Source organism: Paraburkholderia sediminicola, from assembly GCF_902859805.1.
Classification (GTDB): Bacteria; Pseudomonadota; Gammaproteobacteria; order Burkholderiales; family Burkholderiaceae; genus Paraburkholderia; species Paraburkholderia sediminicola.
In genome coordinates this window covers 666605-690308 of sequence record NZ_CADIKC010000002.1, presented here as the reverse complement: position 1 = coordinate 690308, position 23704 = coordinate 666605, and the positions used below count along the sequence as shown (strand labels likewise).

At 65.7% G+C, this 23704-nt stretch carries 21 protein-coding genes; 7 read left to right on the top strand and 14 right to left on the bottom strand.

The genetic code is table 11. The annotated features are described in order from the left end of the window. Positions 1 to 70: 70 nt before the first annotated feature. The 3 genes from R8871_RS11630 to R8871_RS11620 all read right to left on the bottom strand — a co-directional run bounded on the left by R8871_RS11630 (position 71) and on the right by R8871_RS11620 (position 7417). Positions 71 to 3394, bottom strand: a complete 3324-nt coding sequence (locus R8871_RS11630; protein ID WP_175050571.1) for an autotransporter — start codon at positions 3392 to 3394, stop codon at positions 71 to 73. An 81-nt stretch (positions 3395 to 3475) separates the two neighbouring features. Next, positions 3476 to 6607, bottom strand: a complete 3132-nt coding sequence (locus R8871_RS11625) for a winged helix-turn-helix domain-containing protein (protein ID WP_175050570.1) — start codon at positions 6605 to 6607, stop codon at positions 3476 to 3478. A gap of 186 nt (positions 6608 to 6793) precedes the next feature. Next, a complete protein-coding gene (locus tag R8871_RS11620; protein WP_175050569.1) occupies positions 6794 to 7417 on the bottom strand; it encodes a GNAT family N-acetyltransferase in 624 nt (207 codons plus the stop codon). A gap of 322 nt (positions 7418 to 7739) precedes the next feature. On the opposite strand from R8871_RS11620, the gene R8871_RS11615 reads away from it, so the two are divergent. After that, positions 7740 to 8204, top strand: a complete 465-nt coding sequence (locus R8871_RS11615) for a hypothetical protein (RefSeq protein WP_175050568.1) — start codon at positions 7740 to 7742, stop codon at positions 8202 to 8204. Positions 8205 to 8222: 18 nt separating this feature from the next. On the opposite strand, the gene R8871_RS11610 is transcribed toward R8871_RS11615, so the two are convergent. The 11 genes from R8871_RS11610 to sctU all read right to left on the bottom strand — a co-directional run bounded on the left by R8871_RS11610 (position 8223) and on the right by sctU (position 18471). After that, on the bottom strand, positions 8223 to 8678 hold the full coding sequence (locus R8871_RS11610) for a CesT family type III secretion system chaperone (protein WP_175050567.1): 456 nt from the start codon (positions 8676 to 8678) through the stop codon (positions 8223 to 8225). A gap of 174 nt (positions 8679 to 8852) precedes the next feature. Beyond that, positions 8853 to 9020 carry a hypothetical protein gene (locus tag R8871_RS11605; protein ID WP_167378473.1) on the bottom strand — a complete coding sequence of 56 codons (168 nt, stop codon included), beginning with the start codon at positions 9018 to 9020 and terminating at the stop codon, positions 8853 to 8855. Positions 9021 to 9179: 159 nt separating this feature from the next. Beyond that, positions 9180 to 9428, bottom strand: coding sequence for a type III secretion protein (locus R8871_RS11600; RefSeq protein WP_175050566.1), 249 nt, complete (start codon positions 9426 to 9428; stop codon positions 9180 to 9182). A gap of 41 nt (positions 9429 to 9469) precedes the next feature. Continuing rightward, entirely contained in the window at positions 9470 to 10789 is a 1320-nt protein-coding gene (locus R8871_RS11590; protein ID WP_246287532.1) for a type III secretion protein, read from the bottom strand. Positions 10790 to 10942: 153 nt separating this feature from the next. Then, positions 10943 to 11980, bottom strand: coding sequence for a hypothetical protein (locus tag R8871_RS11585; RefSeq protein ID WP_175050564.1), 1038 nt, complete (start codon positions 11978 to 11980; stop codon positions 10943 to 10945). Positions 11981 to 12018: 38 nt separating this feature from the next. Beyond that, positions 12019 to 12282 carry a type III secretion system export apparatus subunit SctS gene (sctS, locus tag R8871_RS11580; RefSeq protein ID WP_035546645.1) on the bottom strand — a complete coding sequence of 88 codons (264 nt, stop codon included), beginning with the start codon at positions 12280 to 12282 and terminating at the stop codon, positions 12019 to 12021. Positions 12283 to 12318: 36 nt separating this feature from the next. Beyond that, positions 12319 to 12969: a type III secretion system export apparatus subunit SctR gene (gene sctR / locus R8871_RS11575; RefSeq protein ID WP_175050563.1), complete on the bottom strand. Its 651-nt coding sequence runs from the start codon at positions 12967 to 12969 to the stop codon at positions 12319 to 12321. After that, positions 12953 to 14428, bottom strand: a complete 1476-nt coding sequence (gene sctQ, locus R8871_RS11570) for a type III secretion system cytoplasmic ring protein SctQ (RefSeq protein WP_175050562.1) — start codon at positions 14426 to 14428, stop codon at positions 12953 to 12955. The genes sctR and sctQ overlap by 17 nt, the downstream gene beginning before the upstream one ends. A gap of 14 nt (positions 14429 to 14442) precedes the next feature. Further along, positions 14443 to 15177, bottom strand: coding sequence for a type III secretion system protein SctP (sctP, locus tag R8871_RS11565; RefSeq protein ID WP_175050561.1), 735 nt, complete (start codon positions 15175 to 15177; stop codon positions 14443 to 14445). A 10-nt stretch (positions 15178 to 15187) separates the two neighbouring features. Continuing rightward, a complete protein-coding gene (gene sctV, locus R8871_RS11560; RefSeq protein WP_407673145.1) occupies positions 15188 to 17218 on the bottom strand; it encodes a type III secretion system export apparatus subunit SctV in 2031 nt (676 codons plus the stop codon). An 86-nt stretch (positions 17219 to 17304) separates the two neighbouring features. After that, the gene (gene sctU, locus R8871_RS11555) at positions 17305 to 18471 is read right to left on the bottom strand and encodes a type III secretion system export apparatus subunit SctU (RefSeq protein WP_175050559.1); all 1167 of its coding nucleotides are present in this window, start codon (positions 18469 to 18471) and stop codon (positions 17305 to 17307) included. 314 nt (positions 18472 to 18785) lie between these two features. Between sctU and R8871_RS11550 the strand changes: the two genes are divergently transcribed. The 6 genes from R8871_RS11550 to sctN all read left to right on the top strand — a co-directional run bounded on the left by R8871_RS11550 (position 18786) and on the right by sctN (position 23691). Beyond that, complete coding sequence (locus R8871_RS11550; RefSeq protein WP_175050558.1) at positions 18786 to 19391, top strand: HrpB1 family type III secretion system apparatus protein; 606 nt, start codon at positions 18786 to 18788, stop codon at positions 19389 to 19391. Between the two features lie 25 nt (positions 19392 to 19416). Continuing rightward, a complete protein-coding gene (locus R8871_RS11545; protein ID WP_175050557.1) occupies positions 19417 to 19815 on the top strand; it encodes a type III secretion protein HrpB2 in 399 nt (132 codons plus the stop codon). A gap of 77 nt (positions 19816 to 19892) precedes the next feature. Further along, positions 19893 to 20723, top strand: coding sequence for a type III secretion system inner membrane ring lipoprotein SctJ (sctJ, locus tag R8871_RS11540; RefSeq protein WP_175050556.1), 831 nt, complete (start codon positions 19893 to 19895; stop codon positions 20721 to 20723). An 18-nt stretch (positions 20724 to 20741) separates the two neighbouring features. After that, a complete protein-coding gene (locus R8871_RS11535) occupies positions 20742 to 21539 on the top strand; it encodes a type III secretion protein HrpB4 (protein ID WP_175050555.1) in 798 nt (265 codons plus the stop codon). Beyond that, complete coding sequence (gene sctL, locus R8871_RS11530) at positions 21524 to 22345, top strand: type III secretion system stator protein SctL (RefSeq protein ID WP_175050554.1); 822 nt, start codon at positions 21524 to 21526, stop codon at positions 22343 to 22345. Before R8871_RS11535 ends, sctL begins: the two co-directional genes overlap by 16 nt. Then, a complete protein-coding gene (sctN, locus tag R8871_RS11525; protein WP_175050553.1) occupies positions 22342 to 23691 on the top strand; it encodes a type III secretion system ATPase SctN in 1350 nt (449 codons plus the stop codon). Before sctL ends, sctN begins: the two co-directional genes overlap by 4 nt. Positions 23692 to 23704: the final 13 nt, after the last annotated feature.

Below are 23704 nucleotides of genomic sequence, written 5' to 3'. Positions count from 1 at the left end.
GTGCTTTCGAAAACGATCCTTCAGATATTTTCAGCTTGATTCAGGATGGTTTCGCCGCGCCGTCCTTGCCTCAACGATCCAACTGATCCACCAGCGCAAACGGAATACTCTCCGCAAACAACTCCCTGTCTCCCGTCGCACTCGTCTGCGTATTCAGTTGCAGCGCGAAGTTCAAACCGGGACTCTGCGTGCTGGTGGTGCGCTCCTTGACCTTCAGTTCGATCGGCATCCACGAGCCCGGTTCGTTCAGAATGCCGTTCACCTTTTCATCGATCTTCGCGCGCCCGGCAGCGGCTTCGCCGGGCGGCAGCTGCTTCGACATCGCCGCGAGCATGTCGAGCTGTTTCGCCGCGCTACGCCGCAAACGGTAGCGGTGAAAGTAAGTCTGGTTTGGCCGCCGGTTCGCCTTCACATCGCCGAGATGCCGGTCGAGCCGTTGTTCCGCGAGTGCGCGCGCCGGTGGTAGCTGCGGCTCGGGCCTGCCGTTCAGCCTCGCTTCCTGCCGTTCGCCTTCCTGTTCGGCATTCACCTGCTCGGTGAACAGATTGACCCACTGGTCACGGCTTGCATCGAGCGCACGCGTATAGGTTTCGGCGCTCGAGTACTCGGTGTCGAGCAGACACGCGCGACGCATCAGCGCGCCGTCCTCGCGCACCAGTTGGACTTTGGCGAGGTGGCTGTCGTCGTTGAACGTCATGGTCGCGGACGGCGCGTCGAGTGAGACGAGCCCCACACCCACGCTCGACTCTTTCGCGCCGACCGGCTGCGTCGCGCTGACGGTGCCGCTCAGCCGCCCGATCAGACGCGAGCCGGCGCCGACGCGATGTTGCTCGATTTGCATGCGCCCAGTTTGCTCATTCGAATCGAGCGTCTGTTTCGCGGTTTTCTCATAACCGATGCCGACGTTGGCGCCCGCGCGAAACGGCGAGCCGATTTTCGGCACGCTTACGGATAGGCCGACATCGGCGGAGGCCCCGCGTTTGATGGTGCGCGCCACGGTGTCGGTCCAACTGATCGACACATCGGGGTCGTCGAAATAATGTTCGGCGAGCCGATTCCAGGTGCCGCGTGAACCTCCCGAGTTGGCGCCGTGCGCCTGGGTCGTTTCGTCGAAGACATGATCGATGATGCCTTCGAGTTTCTCGCGCATCGCGCTATCTTCGTAGCCGGTGCCGTTCGGATTGACGCGGCGTGCCACGCGCAGTGACACGCCGCTCGGCTCGGACAGCTCCTGCGAGTGCAGCACGGCCTGAGTGGTCAGCCCGGCGCGCACCTGGGTCAGCCCGACGTCCATGTCGTAGCCGACCAGTACGCCGACGCCCGCATGCCGCACCTGCGTTTTCGCGGTGCCGACGAACATCTCGACACCGTGCGTGCCGCGGCTCAATTCAACTACGGCTTCACGGCTCTTGGACGCGCGCAGATCGAGGCGCGGCGCGATCGGCACGCCGCCGGTGTGCAACACCTTGCTGAGATTCGCCGACAAGCCGCGTGTGCTGACACCGATGCGGCGGCCGTCGGTAAGACGCAGGCGCGAACTCGATTGCAGATCGTGCGCGACGTCCTTGAGCGTTTGCCGGACCGTGTCGGCATTGTCCGCGGCGGCGGTCGGCGCAGGCGGGCGCGCTTTGTCCTTCAGGTCGGATACATGGGTCCAGAACGGCGAATCGGCGGGTACCTTCGCGACCTTGCCCCACGAGGCGAGCCGTTCCAGATTAAACGGCTGTTTCGCGATCGACTTGAACGGCTTGCTACGGGCGAGCGTGTGCGGATCGGCGGCGGCCCAGCGCGCGGTTTCGGTTTGCAGGCGCGCGAGCGTCGCAGGCGAACCGACGTCACGCGGTTGCAACTCCGCGCACAACTGCTGCGCGCGCTCGGTGACCTTGTGCAACTGTTCCGCATCGAGCTTGCCATTCGGAAAGCCACCCGATTCGAGCCAGACATGCAGCGCCGCGAGTTCGGCGATCGACTGCTCCGGGCGGGCATGCGAAAGCGCCGCCGCGGGACGCATCTCGGGCCGCTCGGCGAGCGGCGCCAACGACCCGTGCATGGCCTCCTCGAGCTTTCCCTGTTCGGTGCCGACAGTCTTGCGCGGCACGCCTTGCGTACCGAAGCGCAGCGCGGAAAGCGGCGAGCTGCGTTTGCCGACGAGCCGCGGCAAGAACGTCTTCCAACGGTTTTCGCTGACGCGGTCGATCGTCTTCGCCGAGAATTTGTTCAGACGTTCGCGTGCCTGCGACAACTCGCTGCCGCGTCCGTCTTCCCGAAAATTCTGGCGCCATGCGAAAAATGCACCCTTCTGATCGGCGTTGAGTGCGCCACGACCCTGTGTGGTCAGTGTCGACGCCGCATCGTAAGCCTGCCAAGCGAGCGGCGTTTCATGCAGCGGCGTGCCCGCCGCGGGCGCTGAGCGCGCGGCGACAGCGGCCGGTGCGGGATCCTGCGCTGGGCCCGCGCCGTGGAGCGGCGGATCGAGCGCGTCGGCGGCTTGCAGCATCATCCGCTGGGCGAGCTGCGTCGACGCATCGCCGGGCGGCGGCTGGCCGTGATGGCGCAATTGGTTGAGCGCGTCGAAACCGGCTTCGGTGCGCGCCAGCGTACGGGCGACTTGCCATGCGCCGGCTTCGGCGGGCGTCGTCGAGCGGGCCGTATGCATCTGCGCGAAGTCGAGGTGTTCGAGTGCGTCGAGCACTTCGTTGGCGCTGTGCGCATCGCCGATATTGGCGCCGTGTAACGCCTGGGCGACCAGTGCGCCGCGATGGGTGTCTGTGGCGGCGTCGGGGCCGCTTAGCGCCGCCAGCCGATGCGAAAGCTCGCCCTGCGCGAGCAGGTTGCCGGGCGGGGCCGGCAATTGACGACCCACATAGTTGCGCAGCGCGGCCTCGCCGGCCATCGCATCGAGCGGAATCGTCGATGCTTCGTTCCCGTTTCCGTTTCCGTGTTCTGCTGCGAGTCTGCCCGCCGAGGATGATGAAGCGGACGAAGCAGCGGACGACGCAGCGGACGAAGCTCGCGCCGTCTTGCCAAGCGCCTGCCGGACTTGCCGCTCGCTCTTCGCCAACGGCGTGCCCGCCGCGTTGGACTCCGCCACCGGCTTCGCAGGATAGCGCTCGCCATTCGCAGTGAAGTCGGCCGGCGCAAACGGCTTGCCGTGCTGACTCGTTTGCGAGAGCGCGGTGCTGATATCGAACTTGCTCGCGCGCAACCGTGCGCCGGTGCGCGACAGCTTGTTACCAAGCCTGCCCAACAGCGTTTCGTCGACTAGCGGCCGGGCCTGCGGCGCGCCCGTGGGCGGCACGGCGGGCGCACCGGCAGGCTGATGGCCGGGCGCTTCAGTCGCTTCAGTCTCGGGCGTGTGAATCGGGTGCTGCGGTACTGCATGGATGTCGGACATAGCGCGTGGCGTTCAACGAGCGGCAGTTGAAGTCACGGTATGGAGCGCGTATGACAGTCCCAGGCAGGGTGCGAAGCGAGGTCACCGCACGCGAAGCAGCCCTGCGGAAGCCGATGCGTCGAGCGCCTCGAGATCGACGGTGATGCGCAACTCGAGCCGTCGTGCGCCGTGCTGCCGCGCGCGCTGCAACGCGTCTTCAAGCAGCGGCCGCACTGCCCGCGGATCTTCGCCGCTGCGCTGACGCAGCGTCGCAATCAGACGCAGGAGCTCCGGCACGTACCAGAGCTCGCCGGTGCGTTCGCTGCGACTCACCGCTTCGCGCAGCGTCGCGGCGAGCGCCGCCGCGAACTCCGGTTCGTCCTGCACCGCGATGCGCGGCAGCAGCGTGGCGATGAAGGCGATATCGGGCACATTGACGCGTTCGCGCGCCATCCGCTTCATCGCGCCGGTAATCAGCCGCCGCGCGGCTTCCTGATCGCCACGCCGGGCGTCGAGCCAAAGTTGAAAGTCGAGGCCGAGACGCAGCCAGCGTTTCACGCCCGCCGCGCGCGCTCGCGTCACCATCGCCGCCGCGCAGGACTCAGTCAGCGGAATGTCGTCGTCGAGTGCGGCAAGTGCGCAGGCGAGGCCGAGCGCAATGCAGCCCGCGAGGGGTTCGCTTTCGTCGGCGGGATCGCGGATCGTGACGCGCAGCGGCGCGGCCATATGCGGTTGACCGACCAGCCACAGCGCGACGGCGTGAATCGCCCGCGCCACGAGATGCAGCGACAGTCCATAGCTGGTGGCGACCGCATTGGCTTCGCGGCTGACGTCTTCGTCGATCTCGTCGGCGGCTTCGTCGTTAAGTCCGACGACCGGCGCGAGCAGGCGAATCGCGGTATCGAATTCACCCGCATACGCCTTGACGATGCCCTCGATGCGCCGTGCGTTGACGCTAACTGCCTGGCTGTGCGCCACCGGCGCAATTTCGCTGAACTCGTTGGAGAGGCGCCGGCAATGCTCGACCTCGCCGGCGTCGAGCGCGCACATCACGAGGCAGAACAGCGCACGCAGGCGGTACGGCGTGTCGGCGCAGATATTGGCGAGCTCGTAGGTGCGCTGCCAGCTCTCGACAATTTCGTTTGACGTGCTGCGCTTGAGCATCAACGCGCGCGCAAGCACGGCACGCAAGCGCATCTCGTCGCGGATACGACGCATCGACACACTGTCCACGCGCGCCAGCACGGCGCGCACCCAGCCGATGTATTCGTCGACGAGCGCGAGCGCCCCCCACATCGGCGCTGTGTTGTCGAGCAACTCGGTGCACAGTTCCACCTTGTCGACCGAGACGGCCCATTCGAGCGCAGCGCGGAGCGCGTCGATATCGTGGCGGCTGTGCGCGGTGGCCACGGTGACGCCCGCGCCGAAACGGCGCGCCATATCGCGGGCAACGAACTGTGCGTGATGCAGATCGGCCTCGGCGCTTTCGCGGTTGCGCTCCAGCGCGTCGAGCGCGAAGCGGCGCACGGCGGGCGGCAAGCGCAGCCGCAAGGCGCCGTCGCAGTCGACCGTATTGACGAGGCCCGCATCCATCAGCGTATGAAGCTGGCGCTCCAGCAGGCGCGGTTCAGGAGGCCCGAAGCCGTAGTCGCTGCCGAACGCACCGAGCATTTCGCAAGCGGCTTCGTGCGAGAACGCGGTGGCAAAAATGCCGAGCCGGCGCAGCATGGTGCGGGTCGGGGCTTCGAGCGCCGCATACGAGAGGTCGAGCATCACGTGGACGATCGCGGCGCGCGGCAGCACGATGCGGCGGCCGCCGCTGCGATGCGTCATCACGGTATCGAGTTCGCGCGCGAATGCGACGATCGCGTCTTCCGGCGGCACACCGGCGCGCACCTGGCCGGCGATCGTCGCTGCAGCGAGTTCGAGTGCGAACGGCACGCCGTCGACACGCCGGCAAATCAGCGCGGCCGCCGCAAAGGTGGCCGGCGCGATGCTGTCCACTTCGGGCAGCGGCGCATGCAAAGCGGCCGGCTTCAGACAGTGCGCGAGCCGGGTGAAGAGCAGGCGCAGCGCATCGTAGTCGAGCGTGGCGGGCGTGCCGTCGATCTGCTCGGGCGGCGCGCGCAACGCGGCCACCGGCACGGCCGTTTCGCCGCCGATGAAAAGCGGCGACTCGCACGTGGCGATCACATGCAAGCCGCCTGTGTTCGCCACCAGCGTATCGATGAGTTCGGCCGCGGCTTCGCTCAGATGATCGCAGTGATCGACGATCAGCAGCATGCGGCGTTCGCCGATCTGCATGGCCAGATTGGCCGCCATCGCCAACTCGTTATCCGGCTCGAGGCCGATAGCCGCGCCGATCGCGTTGGCGATACGGTCGGGCTGGGCGAGCGAGGCCAGCGCCGCGCAAAAATCGCCGTCTGGAAAGTGCGGCGCGAGGTGGCTGGCCGCCTCGATCGCGAGGCGTGTTTTGCCGACGCCGGACGCGCCGGTCAGCGTGACGATACGGCGCGTGGGCACCAGCGCGAGCAATTCGGACAGCTCGGCGTGACGGCCGATGAACGGCGACGGGTCGATGATCTGCGAGCGTAGCGACGTGACGGCGCTGGTCGGCATCAGCGCCGGGAAAGCCGAGGCGGCTGGCGCAGCCGCCGCGGCAAGGCTCGATGCGGCTGTCACTGAGGTCAGCGTGGCGGACGGCGCGGCTTTGGAATACCCCGTGCGAGGCGAGGCCGGAGCAGCGCCGCGCCACGTCGCGCTATAGGACGTGCCGTACGGAGAACCGAACGTGAGTCCGGCCGTGGTCAGCGGGCTGGCTGCGGCTGTTGCCGCGAACGAGGTGGCGAGCGACGCAGCAATGCTGCCGGTGTTCGCCACCGGAAAATCGAGTCCTGCATCGGGTGTTTCGAGCACGCGTACTTCACCCGCAAAGCGGTAGCCACGGCCAGCCACGGTGACGATCAGGTCGCGGTCGTCGTCGAGCGCGCGGCGAATCGCCGAGATCTGCGCCTGCACGGTGTTTGCATCGACATTGCTGCCCGGCCAGACAATCTCGCGCAACTCCGTGGTCGACACCACGCGGCCACGGGCCTCGAGCAGGGCAGCGAGTATCGCGAAGGGGCGCGCGCCGAGTTCGATGACAGCGCCGTCGGAAATCAGCAGGCCCACTTCGCGCGCGAGCCAGAATCGCGAAAAGGCGATCACCTGACCGGTGAGCCGCGGTAGCGACATGATGGGTCTCCGGCGTAGTTGTGTTTCGGTCCACCGGCGAGGGGTACTCGCGAGGCACGCATAACGAATGGCCGCGGTGCGGTATTCGTCTGACCTTTGCATTATCGCCTGAGAAGTGAACAATTGCTTGTGTTGCGGACACTTCTTCGTTCCGGCCCCGACGCTCTGTTGCGCGGTTCGGCGGCTTCAGGCGTCCGCGAGACTCCATTGCATCGTGTTGCGCAGCCAGGCTGCACCCTCGCTGGCAGGCTCCGGCGGGACCGGCGCGGGTCGCGTCAAGGCGTAGAGGTAGCTGTCGTCGGCGGCGAGGCCGCGGTTCGGACGCGGCTCGTGATTCGTGAGCCGCGCTTCCTGCACGAAGCCGAGGCGCTCCATCGAACTGTGCGCGGCGCCATCCACGGCGCAGCACGCGAAGACCCGGTACACGCCTGGCTGCTCGATCAGCCAGTCGATCAATTCCTGCAGCGCGAGTACGCCTGCCCGGCGTCGCCGGGCGCCACCGTGCCGGCTGATGATCACGCCGATCTCCACGCGCGGCAGCGTCGGTTTCAATTCGATCAGTGCGGTCAGCCGGCCAGTCTCCTTGCATTCGAGCGTGTAGCGAATCAGGGTGCCGTCTTCCCAGCCGCGCAGCGCCTCGCCGACGAATTCGGCGGTTTGCGCCACGCCGGTATGGCGCAGCACCGGCAGGTCGCGCATCGTGTCGGCGTCGCCGAGCATCTGGTCGAACAGGGCAGGGGCATCGGCAAGGGTGAGCGGACGCAGCCGCAGATAAGGCGTTTCCATGCTGTCGAGCGGGATGAAGCGCATGAGTCGGACTCCGAATGAGCGACGAACTCACGCAGTGTGCCGCCCGCGTGTGACTCACGCACGACGGTCCGCGAACTGGCGTAAGAGGGTGCGAAGACCGGACTGCGGATGCCTGGCGCGGCGCCGGCTTGCGGCCGACGGGGCTCGTAGCTACGTGATTTGCCCCCTCGCGCCCCGCATCCGGCTTCGCTTCGTCGCACACTATTTCGCACTGTGACTGCGGGCGTCGTACGCCCGTTGTAAGGTCGAACAGGATGCCTGTTCGACGTCCCGTCTTGCGCTTCGTCACCGCGGCGCACATTCCCACCAGGAGCCTTGCACCATGCCGGATTCCCCGTCGATTTCACGCCCGGGCAGTACGCTACCGCTATCCGACGCCAGCACGCAGTCGACACCTGCCACTGGCGGCCGCAAGCCCGTCGACGGGGCGGCGCACGCCAGTCAGCAAGCGGACGCGAATCTCAGCCAGCTAGCCGCCAACGGCAGCGGCGAGGCAACGGGAAAGCGCAAGGGCGCGTCGTTCTCAGCAAATCCCTCGTCGGCGAGCCGGCCTGTGGTGCCTCAGCAAAGCGCGGGAGGCATGCCGGGCGGCGTGCCAGGCCGTCCCGGCCGTTTCGGCGGGCTGGCGCAAGGTGCGGCCACGATCGCGAACGATGCGACCGGCGTGGCGTCGGCAGGCATGAACGTGCTGGGCGGTGTGATGCAACTGGAGCAGGCGGCCGTCAATCAGTTCGCGGAGTTGATCAAGCAGGGCGCGCACAACGTCGAAGAGGCTTCGAAGGGGTGATGAAGGGGTGATGCGGACTTAAGCCCGCAGCCAGAAAAACTCCCCCGAAGCGATGCCTTCGAACATCTCGTCGTTCGATTCGACGATGTTCTGCCGCCAGTAGCGGCCATGCTCCGCGTAATGCGCGAGCAGATCGGCGAGCCCTTCGCCGTTGAGATCGTCGGCGAACGGCAAGCGTAGCACCAGCACCACGCCGCCCGTGTCCGTATCGAGCCCCAGTTGCGCCTGATCCTGTGCATAGATCAGCAGGTTGGCTTCGAGCATGAGCCGGAAGACGACGAGCGTGCGCCCGGCCGTCACCGTGCCGAAATGAAAATTCGCATACATCGCGTCGAGGTCGCGCTCGAAATAGTCGAGCCGCACATCGAAGCCTTCGACCTCGATCGACCGCGTACGCAGCACATGGTCCGCGTCGCCTAGACCGACGGTCGCGCACAGATCCACGATCAGGCTGGTGTAACGCTCGCTGCTCATCCTCGTACCTTGCTTGGGCGATGCGCGCTGGAATCAGCGCGGTGCGGATGCGAGCCGCGCCATGCATCCGGCGAATGCTGAGAATGCTGCAAGAAACACGGCCGGGTCCCGTGCAAAACAGGACCGGCCGTGTGCGGACCGCCGCCGATGGCGAGCGGCCCGCGTGTGCGATGCTTAGCTACCGCGCGAAGCATCCTTGACGTTGCTTGCACCGCTCTTCGCAATGTTTGCCACCGACGAATACATGCTTTGCTCAACTTGCATCTGGGCTGACATCATCGTCATCTGGTCCATTTCCTGCGTGAGACCAGCCATCATTCCGCCTGCGCTTCCTACGGACATAAGAACCTCCAGTGACTATGGGTAGAGAGTGAGTGGCCTATATCGAGACCTGCCGCCGCGCCGGCTGCTCATAAGAACAGGCCGCCGCAGCAAGCGCGTTGCCCGCGAGCCCGGTGCGTGATACGCCGCCAAGCTCGCGGTGAGCCACGCGTCGCCGTATCAGGCGTGCGCGCCGGCCTGTTTTTCCTGCAGCCGCGCGATCACGCGCGACGCAGCGAGAAAGCCGCGATACAGCTTTGCCAGATTGTTGCGGTCGAGGTCGGTTGCGCCCTGCGTTTCGCTGACCCGCTGCGCGGTTGCGTCGAGCGCCTGACGGATCGCGTCCACTTTCGGCGCGCCGGCCGGATCGGCGAGCGTCTTCTGCAAGTCGTTGAATTCGCTGGCGTGGGCTTCGAGCTGCTCGTACATGTCGATCTCCTGATTGAACGGGGCGGTGTGCCGGTAATAGGTCAACTGGACGGACCGCGCGGCTGCGCGGTCGGCAGTGTGGCAGGGTTGGGTAGCGGCACGACGCCGGCTGCGCTGCGGGTGACGGTGTCGTTATCGACGATCGAGGCGTTCGCCGGGTTCGATGGGTTCGCCGTATTCGCTGCATGGGCGGCGTTGGCGCTGGCGTTGGTATTGCCTTTCGCCGTGGCGTTTGCATTCGCTGTCGCGATGCCGCCGGATTGAGCGGCGGTGTTGGTGTTGGCAACTGCTGCGCCGCTTGCGCCGCCTGCCCCCGAAGCTGCATTCGCCGCGGCTGCCGCATCGCTGTCCGACGCCGGCGGATCGACCGCGTAGATATGTTTGACGCCGTCCGGCGTCTGCGCGTAGCGGACGTCGTCGGAGGAAATCATTTCGGAATACGACGCCGCGCTCGGGTTGGCCGCGGCGATGCTGGTGTTTTCCGCGGCTTCCACAACCACGTTTTTCACGTTCGAATCCAGATCGGCACGCACGCGCGCCAGCGCCGCGTCGAGATCCGCGCGGCTGCTGACGGCGCCGGTCACCGCGAAATTGCCGTCGCCGAGATAGCGCACATGAGCGCCCGCAACACCGAGCGAATCCTCGATGCTGCGCGCGTCGTTCTGTGCGACGTCGTAATTGCGCGAGATGCCGGTCGTCGAAATCCGCGCGAGCAGGTTGCGCACGGCGTCGTCGTCGGCGGGGCTCGTGACCATGCCGGTTACCACCACGGTATTGCCGACTGCATGCGCCTGCAAACCGCTCACGTGGGCTGCAGCCAGCGCTTCGCTCACGCGCTGAGCGCGGTCGTCGGCATTGCGCGGCAGGGCGGCGCGACTCATCTGCGTGGTCGTCAGCAGCGAACCGGCGACGATCACGATGCCGAGCGCGAAGCACGCCACCACGGCGCCCACATAGCGGCGGCGTTTCTTGCGTTCGGCCGCGAAGCGCGCTTCGGCGGGGCGCGTCAGGAGCATCGACAGCAGGTCGAGGTCGGACGGCCACACGGCGTCGTCCGCGCCGACGCACAGGATCATGTCGTCGAATTGCATCGGCACGAAGTCCACCAGCAACACCACTTCTTCTGCGACGGCGGGCTGTGCTGGCTGCCCGTCTGCCACGTCCGCTGTCTGCACGGCCGCAGCCGCGACACGCTGCGCGCTGACCACGCCGCTTGCGTCGACATGCAGCAACGCATCCGCACCCCGCCAGTCGGTGAGGCGGATGTCGGCATCGTCGTCGGCGCCGACGCGATGCGTGCCCGGCGTGAGCTGCAATTGCGCTCCCGCGTGAACGCCCGTCAGTATCCGCAGCAGTTTCATCGTGCTCGCACAGGGTGGGTGGGGGGAGTGCCGGGGCGCGCGCGGTGCACGGCGCGACCGGCCCGATCGACCCTAATGTAGCCGCCCGCTATGGCATGCTCCGCAGTGGATGCGAAGGCGCCGCATGGGATGCGAAGCCGCGCGCCAAACCGCCTAGCGGCCGCCGCCAGGAAAGGCCCGGCGCGGGCCTGGCGGGGGCGCCGGCGCGCCGGGCGCGGCCGTATGGGCGTTTCTTTCAGGGGCAGACTCGGCCGCGCCGGATGTACCCAACGCGCCCGAGGCTCCCGGTGCGTCGGAAGATCCCGAAACCGCCGATCGTCCGAGCGTGCCGCTGCGCATCACGCACAACGTGTCGATCGACCGGTTGAGCTGCGCCGGATTCGACGGTTTCTCGGCATGCAGCCAAAGCAACGGAAACAGCAGGTTGAAACGCTGGACTCGCTCCGGCGGCGGCAAGCGCGTCACCCCTTGGGCAGTCGACCCGCCCGTACGCTCCCGTAACGCGGCCACGCCGGACCCCGCCCCCGGCTGCGATGCGGCAATGCTGCCGATTCTCTGCTGCACGCCAAGCAGATCGATCGCCTGTTCCACCACGCGGGCGTCGATCGGCATTTGCGGATTGGCGGCCAACTGCTCGCGCAAGTTCAGCATGTCAGTGCGCCACGCATCGCGGACCGCTGCGGCGCGCGCGCCTTCCTGACCTGGCTGCGCGTACTGCGCGGCGATTGCGTCGAGCCGGCCCGGCGGCGGAGGCGGCACGGCGCTACGATCGCCGCGCGCCTTGATTGCCGGCGCTGCGCCTGAATCGTGCTCGTCGCCATGATCGCCTTGCGAATGACCGCCGCCGCCACGCCCGCCGCCGTCGCGGTTGACCTTATGGCCCTCGGCATGATGCGCTTCGGCGTCGTCCGGGCCGTCGTCGTCGAGACCTCCGGCATTGCTGCGCTGCTTCTTCGCCGCGCGCCGTTTGCGCGCCAACTGATCGGCCATTCGCTTCGCACGCACCGAGCTTACCGACGGACCACGTTGCGCGTCGTTGCCATACGTGAAATTGGTGGTGCCGCGATACAGCGCCGCGAATTGCGCGCCGTTGCGAGCACCTTGCGCATTGGCGGCTTTCTGCTGCGACTGGGCGACGTGTTGCGCCTGGGCCGCCGCCGTATCGCTGCCCTGATGAGAGATTCGGCTCATGTCGGTCCCCTCGCTGGTCGGTCAGGCAGTGCGCCGCTTTACAGCGGCACGGCTGCCTGCATCATTTCGTTGGCGAAGTGCAGAATCGCCGCGCAAGAGAGCGGCGCGGCGACCACGATCACCACCGTCACCGCGATCAGCTTGACCGCGTGCGACAGCGTCTGGTCCTGCATCGACGTAATCGCCTGCAGGAACGACACGCCGAGGCCGACCACCGCCGCGACGATCACCGCAGGCAGCGACACGGTCAGACACAGCAGCATGCCCTCGGTGGTGAAGCGGATCAGCGAATCGATTTCCATGTGAGTTTCCCTGGGCGGCCGTTCTGACTACGCGCGCTATTTGTAGGACATCACGAGACCGTGGATCAGCGTCGACCAGCCGTCCATCACGACGAACAGCAGCAGCTTGAACGGAATCGCGACGTTGGTCGGCGTGACCTGGTTCAGGCCCATCGCAAGCAGCACGTTCGCAATGATCAGGTCGATCACGATGAATGCGATGTACAGCAGAAAGCCGATCTTGAATGCGTCGGTCATTTCCGTCAGCGTGAACGCGGGCGCCAGCACGATCAGATCGTCTTCCTTGATCTGCGAGGCTTCTTCTTTCGGCCAGACCACGGAAGCCGAGCGCAGGAAGAAGCGTTTTTCGCGCTCGTTGGTGTGCTTGACGAGGAATGCGCGGAACGGCTCGCGCGCTGCGCCGAACGCCTGAATCAACGCTTGCGAAGGCTGCGCCGCGAGCTGCTGGCCTTCAAGCGTTTTGGCGGCGAGCATGCCGATCGGCGCCATCACGTAGATGGACACCAGAATCGCGATGCCGTTGAGCACCATGTTCGGCGGCACCTGCTGCACGCCGAGCGCATTGCGCAAGAGACCCAGCACTACGACGATCTTCGCGTAAGACGTGACGACCATGGCAACGAAGGGCAGCAGGCTGATCGCGACAACGACCAGCAGCAGCCCGGTGATATCACTGAATTGGACCATGCCTGTGCGCCATGCGAATGATGCGGATGCCGAGATGCTCGCCGACCGTCACCAGCTCGCCATAGCCGATGGTCTGTCCGTGTGCGACGAGCCGCAATTGCGCGTCTGCCACCGGTACGGGCAGTTCGAGCACGTAACCGGGGCCGAGCGCCGACAATTGGGCGAGCGGTAATGCCACCGTGTCGATCTCGAACTGCACCGGCAGCTCGAGTTCGCCGATCCGGATCGGATCGGCGGGGTCGTCGATGGCGAGCCCGGCGTCGGCGCTCGCCGGGTCCAGCTCTTCTGACATGTTCGGCTCCTTGACGATGACGAGCGACTGCCCGTCGAGTTCCACAGCGGCGCACACACGGGTGAGCCCGGGGGTTCCCCACGCGGCGACGGCACGTGGCCGCGCGTGGGGCGAAGAGGGGGCGCTCGATGCATCGAGCAGCGTTGCATCGAGCGAAGGGAAGGCCGCGCGCAGCAGCACGTCGCCGGGTTCCAGCGCGTGCAGTGTGTCGACGGGTAAGCGCTTGACGCCGAGGATCAGACTGCCGGGGACAGTGAGGTCGAAGGCGGTTTCTGGTGTGTGATCGGACAATGCACGCGAAGCGGTTGAAGCGGCGGCTGCGTGTGATGAAACCGAAGCCGGTGTGGGTTCGGTGCGCAACAGCCGGTCAAGCAGGTCGTAGCACGCGGGATCGGCGCTGAGCGCAGCCTGATAGCAGCGTTCATCGAGCACGAACGAGAGCGCGACGACAGGTATATCGGCGTTAGCCTCGTTCAGTCGTCCGCGGCGAATAGCGGCGACACGTGGGCCTTTGAAACCTGCGCGGATCAATCGTTCGAACAGTGGTTCCAGCACGACGCCCGCGACGGCCTGGCGTAACGCGACGTCGGCGGGAGGCTTCGTGGTGAGTGCGTCGCTGTCCGGCCACGCGGCGATCGTGAGTGCAGGATAGGCGTGCAGATCGAGCGCAACGCGCATGGCGACGGTCGATATGCCATCCGCCGAAGCGAGTGTCAGTTCGATGACGCCCGGGTCCGCGTAAGCCGCATCCAAGCTGTGCGCGTAGGCCAAAGCCGCATGCCATTCGGTGACGCCGAGCGTTGCATGTAGACAACCAGTAAGCCGCGCATCGCAGACCGTGCGCGTCACGCGAGCAGCGGCGCGGCCGATGGCCGGCAAACGTAGCGGCGTGATCGGAGTAACCACTGTTTCGGCCATAGCCGCATCGTGCGCCGGTTTCACTATCGTTGCGACCGGCATTGCAGCCGCGCCGTGCTGCTGCTGTTGCTGTTGTTGCGTATCGCCACGCGCAACATCGTTCGACCGATGCGTCGATTCCACCGCGGCTGCACGCTCGCGTGCCGTATCGCCCACCATGCGCGCTACGCCCGATGTCCGCTTGCGCGCGGCGTGCGGATCGGTCGCGGCTTCGTCTTCGGTTGTCGGCTCGTCGAGCGGATAGGTCATGCGCAGGGAGTCCGTCACCACACTGTGAGTTCGATTTCGCGGGCTTCACCCCACGCGCGCAGCAAGGTATCGAGTTCTCGCTCGAGTAGTGCGCTGTGTTCCAAGAGTAGTTGTCTCGTCGCCGTATCCGGCGTGTCGAACCGAAGCTGCAGACTGAAACGCGAAAGCGTCAGATACAGCGTGGTCTGCGGCAGCAGTTTCTGATCGAGCGGCAACTGCACTTCCCAGTTACCGGCTTCCGCAATCGAAGGATCCCCGCAGAACGCGCCGATCTCACGCGCCAGCGAGCCGAGCAGTTGCACAAAGCGCTGTTGTTGCCGGTAGACGGCAGTCACGACCGGCGCCGCGGCATCGGCGACGCGCGCGCCGATGGCCAGACGCTCGGGCGAGGGTGTGCTATCCGCGTTTGCCGAAGCACTCGCGTCAGCGCCAGATGCGGTGTTCGCGGACGCTTCAGGGCTCGCATCGCCGCCGCTGCGAGCGAACGGGTGCGGTGCGGGCGGAGCGGGTGCATCCGCGGTGTCTTCTGCAGCATCCGCTTCGCCTCCGCCTTGCGAGCCTGCATGCGCATCGGCATTCGCATTGCTGTTGAGCCGATGCAATGCACGACGCCGTCCGAGCAGCGACGCGTAATCGAAGCCGCGGCCACCTGATCCACGCGAGGCTGTGCGCGCATCGATCTCGTCGGCCGTTTCACTGTCCGCTTCGCCGGGAATGACGCGCACGTGGCGCGAAACGATATGCGTCATCGTCGCGGCCTCAGATCGACACGCGGCCGAGCGGCCGCAATTCGACGTGCTCGCCGAGTTCCTGATACGAATACACCGCAAGCCAGCCGAGCCGCGCCTCGATCATGCGCCGCACGTAACGGCGGATATCCATCGACGTCACCAGCGCCACCCCTTCGCGCGGCACAGCGCCGACGAAGGACTGGATCTTGTCGATCAGCAACGTGGCCTCGTCAGGCGGCAAGGCGAGGAAGTTGCCGGTCGGCGTCTGCTTGATCGATTGACGGATATGCTGCTCGACCGGCATGTCGAACAGCACCGCCGACAAGGTCCGCTCGCCGCTCGCGGCACGATGGGCGAGAAAGCGCGAGAGGTCGCCGCGCACGTACTCGGTGAGCATCAGCATGTCTTTTTCCTTTGGTCCCCACGCAATCAGACTTTCCATGATCGTGCGGACATTGCGGATCGAAATCTGCTCTTCGAGCAGGCGCCGCAGCACGTCGGCGATCCGTTGCGGCGGCAGCACTTTCTGCACTTCGGCGACGAGACCCGGATAGTCGCTCCCCAGTTGATCGAGAATCCATTGCACTTCCTGGATGCCGAGAAAGAGCGGTGCGTGCCGCCGCATCAGCGCCACCGACGCATGCGCGATCGCCTGTTCCGCCCGCCATACCGGTGTCTTCGGCGGGACCGCACGCTCTTCGAGCCAGCGCGTCGGCGCGCCACTCGTGTCGATTGGCGGACCGGCCTCGCATTGCGCAATGAGCGCGTCCATTGTCTGACTTTCTTCGCTCGTCAGCGTGACGGGTGCGGCCGAATGCGCGAGACGGCTGGCTTCGGGCAACATCACTTTGCCGGCCGGCAGTTCGATCGTCAGTTGCGGCACATCGTGCACGAGGATCTGACAGGTCGATGAAGGCAGGGCGGCATAGGTCCACATCGTGATGCCTGGAAACGGCAGGCCGAGTTCTTCCTGCAAACGTGCGCGTTCGGTTTCGAACGACTTGTCGAGCGCAGGCATGGTCAGCCGGGCGACGAGGTCCGGCGCAATGCGAACGCCGAGCGGGCAGGTGAACTGTGGGGCGCGCGCCAGAATCGCGGGCACGTCCGTCTTCGAACCCGAGCGTTGCATGGCGTGCAGCGATTCGCGTTCATGGTTTTGCTGCTGGGGTTTTTTTGCGTTCAAACGCCATGCGGTGAATGCGAGCGTGCCGGCGAGCAGCAGGAAGAGTGGGGCCGGAAAGCCCGGCACCGCGGCGAAGCCAAGCAGCAACACGGCTGCGAAATACAGCGCGCGCGAACTGGAACCGAGTTGGCGACCGATCTCATCGCCGAGCGAGCCGGGTTTGGCTTGCCGTTCGTCCGCGACGCGCGTGATCATCACGCCGGCCGCCACCGACAACAACAGCGACGGAATCTGCGACACCATCGCATCGCCGACCGACAGAATCGAAAAGCGGTTCGCCGCTTCGCCCGCGCTCATGTTGTGATACGCAACACCCACCGCGATACCCGCGACGATATTGATCATGGTGATGATCAAGCCCGCAATCGCATCGCCTTTGACGAACTTCATCGCACCGTCCATGCCGCCGTGCAACTGGCTTTCGACAGCAAGCGTCGCGCGTTTGCGGCGCGCTTCCTCGGCAGTCAGCAGATTGGCGCGCAGGTCGGCATCGATACTCATCTGCTTGCCCGGCAGTGCGTCGAGTGTGAAGCGCGCGCCGACTTCGGCGACCCGTTCCGAACCTTTCGCAATCACGATGAACTGCACGGTCGTGATGATGACGAACACCACCAGCCCGACCACCAGGTTGCCGCCCACCACCAGTTCGCCGAAGCTCTCGATGATATGGCCGGCCTCCGCATGCAACAGAATCGACTTGGTCGAAGCGATATTCAGCGAGAGCCGGTACAGCGTGGTGAACAGCAGCAGCGACGGAAACGCGGACAGCGACACCACGTCGGGCACATACATCGTCACCATCAGCAAGGTCACGCTAATCGTGATGTTCACACCGAGCAGAATGTCGATCAGCGTCGGCGGTAACGGCAGGATCATCAGCGAAATAATCGCGACGATCAGCGCGACGATGCCGATTTCACCACCGGCGGGAAGTTTCAACGTCTTCAGCATGGTGGGTCTCGTCAGTGGAGAGCGGGCGGCGGAGTGGAGGGATGCATGGCCGCGCTATCGGTGTGCATATCGGCGTGCGAGTCGGCGTGCATATCGACGTGCGAACCGGCGCCGCTAGCCAGATCACCCTCCACGCGCCGCACGCCGATCGCATCGACCCAGCGGAGAATCGCCGCGACCGTCTCGAACAACTCTTCGGGAATCGGCTGATCGACGCCGACCTTGTACAGCGCACGCGCAACCGGCGGATTGCCGATGATCGGCACGCCCGCATCGCGGGCCGCCCGCCGCAGCTCCGCGGCACTTTCGTCCATGCCTTTCGCGATCACGCGCGGCAGCGGGTGTTCGTCCGGCGCGTAGCGCACGGCGACCGAATAGTGCGTGGGATTGACCACCATCATGTTAGCCATGCCGACCTTCGACTGTGGCGGCGCGTTCAGCATTTCGCGCGCGAGGCGTCGCCGTTCGCCCTTGATGCGCGGATCGCCTTCCTGATTCTTGTGCTCGCGTTTAACCTCGTCTTTCGACATCTTCATCTTCTTGAGGAACATGAAGCTTTGCAGCTTGACGTCCGCAGCGCCGACCAGCACGAATACCGCCGCAGCCACCATGAAGAGCTTCAGCAGCAGGTCCCAGAACATGCGCACGAGTTCCGGCAGCGGCTGATACAGCGAGCCGACGATCAGCGGAAACAGCCACTTGATGGTCTGCCACATCACGCAGAACACGATCGCCGCCTTGACGATCATCTTCGCGCACTCGATCAACGTTTTAACCGAGAAAATGCGCTTGAGGCCCGCCATCGGGCTGACGGCTTTCGGATCGGGCGTGATCGGCTTGGTGGCGATCTGCATGCCGACCTGGCCGATCGAACCGGCGATCGCCGCGAGCGCCGCGATGCATATGCACGGCACGATCGCCGACAACGCGAGGCCGCCGATCTTGTAGAACTGCGTCTGCATATTGGTCAGCGAATGGTCGCCGTTGACGAAGCCCGTGGCGATCAGCACCGCTTCGCGCATCGCGTCGCTGAAATGACTTGCGCCGGCCATCAGCAACAACACCACCGCCGACATCGAAATCGAATCGGTCAAATCGCTGCTGCGGGACACCTGACCGTCTTTGCGCGCGTCCCGCAGCTTTTTCTGGGTTGGCTCTTCGGTCTTTTCGTCGCTCATGTCGGCTCGGTCGCGATGGGAGGAGGGGCGTGGGCGGGCGGCGCGTTCACGAATCAGGCGGCGCTTTCACGAAACGTGCGTGGGGCAAGGGCCGCATAGTCCGCCTGACGATAGCGCTCGCGCCTGGCCCGCGCGCCGGGCGAGGCGAAGCGGGCGCGCGCATTACGAAGCGCTCACCCGGCTTCGCATCCCATGCGCTCACTTCGCGTCCAACGGTTTGCGGCCGCGCGCCGGTTGCTATGTTTGCGTCATCCTTCCCGACCGGCTGCGAACGGCACGGTCGACCTCAACGCTTCTGTCAGGAGCCCATCGCCATGACCGTCAGCACGCCGGAATACATGAATTGCAGCCCCGATGTCGTCGGCGGTCTGATCGAAACCGTTTCGACTGCGTTGCTCAGCAACTTCCCGAAGGTATCGGCCGACCCGTACGACATCGAGCTCGTGCTCGATGCGCTGCGCGTGCTGCGTCCGCGCGTCGCCGAAATCGACACGCTCGACGGCATCCTGCATATGGTGCGCGGCCACTGGGACGACGCCATCCACGTGCTGCGCCAGGTCGGCGAGAACGCGCCGCGCTTCGGTTACGCCAAGGCGCTGCTCGCCTTCTGCCTCTCCGCGAAGGGCGACCCGGACTGGAAGCAAAGCGCGACCGAAGCCATGGAAAACAATCCGACGCGCGACACGCAATCGCTGGTGCGCGCGCTCGAAGCCCGAGAGGACCTGTTGAACGCGATGAAGGTGAAGCGCGCCGGCGGCCAGTTCGTCACGCCGAAATCGTTGGAGGCGCTGGCGGAGTTCGACGCGGAAACCGCAGAGGGCGCTGAACCCGGCGTTCAGCCCGCAGCGGCAGCGCCCGCTCCGTCCACAGCCACGCCGGCGGCAGCCGACTACGCGCACCAGTCGTTCCTGCGAGCCTGATTTCCATCCGTTTCCGGAGCCGCACATGACCGTCAATGCCACCACGACCGCCTTGCAAGCCTCGCTCGAGCAGATGTCGCAAGGCGCGGGCGCCGCGCCGGCCGCGCAGACCGCGCCTGAAATGGCCGACAAGTTCCAGTCGCTAATGCAGAAGTCGCCGATGAGCGCACCCGCCACGCCGCAGCAGGACGGCACGGCGGTCGCTTCGAAGCTGGTCGCCTCGCAGGACGCCGAGTTGCAGCACACCGTCAACGACGCGCTGCAACTCGCCCAGCAGGCGCCGAACATGACGATGAATGAGATGAGCGCGGGCACGATTCGCATGACGCTCGAACTCGCCAGCACGCAGCTCGATCTGGAAGCGAAGATGGGCGTGGTGGATTCGTCGAAGTCGGCGATCGAAACGCTGATGAAGAACCAGTAACGCGTCTGCGCACGCCACCCTGAATGTGGCGCTGCGCCTTCGCGAACCTTGTGCACACGATGCGAGACGCCGCCACCATGTTCGATCGACTGCCGATTCGCCGCCGTGCCGCACCGTTACTCTGCGTGCTCGCGCTATGCGTGACGCTAAGCGGCTGCAAGAAAGAGCTGTACGGCAACCTGTCCGAGCAGGACGTCAACGAGATGGTGGTCGCGTTGCTGGAACGCGGCGTGGATGCGTCGAAAGATACGTCGGACGCGGGCAAGACCTGGTCGCTCGACGTCGACGACGCGCAGATGGTGCGCGCCATGGAAGTGCTACGCGCGCGCGGTTTGCCGCACAACAAGTTCGACGACCTCGGCGCTTTGTTCAAGAAGGACGGACTGGTTTCGACGCCGACTGAGGAACGTGTGCGGTTCATCTACGGCACGTCGCAGGAGCTGTCGTCGACCTTGTCGAAGATCGACGGCGTGCTGGTCGCGCGGGTGCAGATCGTGTTGCCGAACAACGACCCGCTGGCGCAGACCATCAAACCTTCGTCGGCGGCGGTGTTTATCAAGTATCGGCGCGATTCGGATATCGGCGCGCTGGTGCCGCAGATCAAAACGCTCGTCATGCATAGCGTGGAAGGGCTCACCTACGATCAGGTCAGCGTAACCGCGGTCGCGGCGGACCCGGTTGAATACTCGCAATTGCCGCAGAGCAACAGCATGCCGGTGTGGCTGATGGGCGTGCTGGCCGGCGTGGTCGTGCTGGCCGCGACGGCGTTGCTGGTGCTCGCGCGCCGTGGCCTACTGGCGGGGGGACGGCCGGGCGGCGAGTCGAGTGGCGCTGGAACGGGCGAGCCCGCGAGCGGCCGCTTCGCTGGATTGCTGGCGCGTTTGCGCCGTCTGCGCCCCGCGAACTGATCCGGCGACGCGGCTACGATGAACGCGCCGACCGATTTGCCTTTCATGCGGGTGGCCGCGGCGCTCGATTCGTATCGCCGTAACCTCGCGACCGTGGCGCACTGGGCCGATCCGTCGTGGAGCGTTGCATTGCTCGGCGCGAATGCGGCGCAGTTGGAACCGCAGTTGGAACATTGGCGTGCTGCGCTCGAGCGTGCTGGTGCCGCAGCGGTTCAAGCCTGCTCCCAGGCCATTGCTGATGCGGCCGGCGTCAAGCCGCCTTCGTTCGCTTCGCTCACTCAAGCCGCGCTGAAACCGACGCCTGCAGGCACCGTACAGCCGAATGCCGTGCTACTCGACGTGCTGCCGGTCCATCACGCACTGCAGGTTCTGCGCATGCGCGCACTGTCATTCCGGCGCGCCGAGGTGCGTCGTCTGATCGACAAACGCACGCGATCGCAACTGTCGGAATGGACGGGCGTGGGCATCGACCGTCTCACGCAGGACGCCCATCTTGCCGATGCCCCCGACATCGCGCGCTTGGCCGCACGCGCCGCAATGCCGCCGTTGACCGCACTGGATGCCGGGACGTTGGCGGTAGAAGGCTGCGCGCTGTTGTTACGCGATCTGGGCGGCGCGAACCCGGCGAACGGCGCAAGCGGCGCGAACGAAAGCGCGCGTGTGCCGTTTCCGCTGCTACGGCTTGCATTGCCGCGTGTGCTGCCCACTCCTGCATGGCTCGCGTCTGTGCCCGAAGAGCTGGATGCATCCGGTTCCGCACGGCTTTTCTCGCGTCTATCCGATCTGCTACCGGAGTTTGCATGGCTATTTGGTTGAAGCACGCGCGCTCCGCTTTTGGCGAAATCGATGCAAACGCGTCGTTCGCCCGAGTCGGCGCGGCTGCGGATGTGATTCCCCGCGCGACCTTCGGCGAACTGGTCTCGATCGACGAGGCCTATGCCGCGCTCGCCGCCGAACGCGATGCGCTGCTCGCCGACGCGCGTGATGAGGCGGCACGCATCGTCGATGCCGGCCATACACAGGCGGCAGAAATCGCCGAGCAGGCGCAGCGCGAATACGACACCGCCAGCGAGCAGGGCTACCGCGACGGCTGCGATCGCGCGCTCGCCGACTGGATGCAGCGTCTCGCCGACGTCGCCGATGCGCAGAGCCAGTTGCAGATCCGCATGCGTGAGCGGCTGGCGCAGATCGTTGCGTCTGCGGTCGAGCAGATCGTGCGCGTGGAGCGTCACGAGGCGCTGTTTGAACGGGCGCTCGTAACCGTCGACCGCATTGTGGAGGGCGCGACCTATCTGCGTGTCGCGGTTCACCCTGACGACTACGCCGAGGCCAAAGCCACCTTCGACCGGCTTGCCTCGCGCTGGCGCGATCTTGGCCAGCCGATTCCGCTGTCGGTGATCGCGGACAAACGGCTCGATCCCGGCAGTTGCGTTTGCGAGTCCGATTTCGGCACCGTCGACGCGAGCCTCGACACACAATTGCGCGCCATGCGCAGCGCCGTGTCGCGCGCGCTGAAACGCTCGGTCGAAGAGGCCGATGCGCACGGCGAAGAACCGGCGTCGGCCGACTTGGACAACGACGCCGACGGCTACAACCCGCGCAATGACGAGGAAGCAGCATGAGCACGCCGTGGCTCACCCGCACCGTCGATTTCGACCGGCTGACCGACGAGATCGAACGCGAGATTCTGGCCGTGCCGGGTGTCGCGCGCACCGGCAAAGTACTGGAAGTGATCGGCACGCTGATCAAGGTAGCCGGTCTCGATCTATCGCTTGGTGAGTTGTGTGAGTTGCGTGCGCCGAACGGCACTTTGCTTCAGCATGCCGAGGTGATCGGTTTCACGCGCGACGTGGCGCTGCTGTCGCCGTTCTCGCGCCTCGAAAACATTTCTCGTTCGACCCAGGTGATCGGCCTTGGACGCTCGCTCGCGGTGAAAGTCGGTGACATGTTGCTCGGCCGGGTCATCGACAGTCTCGGCGAACCTGTGGACGGCGGTCCACCGATTCATTCCGACACGTTGCGGCCGATTTTCGCGGCGCCGCCCGATCCGATGAGCCGCCGCATGATCGAGGCGCCGTTGCCGACCGGCGTGCGCGCCGTCGACGCGATGATGACGCTCGCCGAAGGCCAACGCATGGGCATTTTTGCGCCGGCCGGCGTCGGCAAAAGTACCTTGCTCGGCATGTTCGCACGTGGCGCTTCGTGCGACGTCAACGTGATCGCGCTGATCGGCGAGCGCGGCCGCGAAGTGCGCGAGTTCGTCGAATTGATCCTCGGACCGGAAGGTATGGCGCGCTCGGTGGTGGTGTGCGCGACGTCGGACCGTTCGTCGATGGAGCGTGCAAAAGCGGCTTACGTCGCGACTGCGATTGCCGAATATTTCCGTGACCGCGGCCAACGCGTGCTGCTGATGATGGACTCGCTAACGCGCTTCGCGCGCGCCGGTCGCGAGATCGGTCTGGCGGCCGGCGAGCCGCCCGCGAGACGCGGCTTCCCGCCGTCGATCTTTGCCGAATTACCGCGTTTGCTGGAGCGCGCGGGCATGGGCGAGACCGGCTCGATCACCGCGCTCTACACCGTGCTCGCCGAAGACGATAGCGGCAGCGACCCGATTGCGGAAGAAGTGCGAGGCATTCTCGACGGCCACATGATTTTGTCGCGCGAAATCGCGGCGAAGAACCAGTACCCTGCGATCGACGTGCTCGGCAGTTTGTCGCGCGTGATGCCCCAGGTCGTGCCGGACGCTTACGTGCAGGCCGCAGCACGGATTCGCGAATTGATGGCGAAGCATCGCGAGGTGGAGATGCTGCTGCAGATCGGCGAATATCAGCCCGGCACCAATCCGCTCGCCGACGAAGCCATCGCGAAGGCTGACGCGATCAAGGCGTTCCTGTCGCAACGCACCGGCGACTATGCCGCGCCGAACGAAACGGAAGCGTTGCTGTACGACCTGAGCGGGCTCGGCTGATGGCGGCAGGATC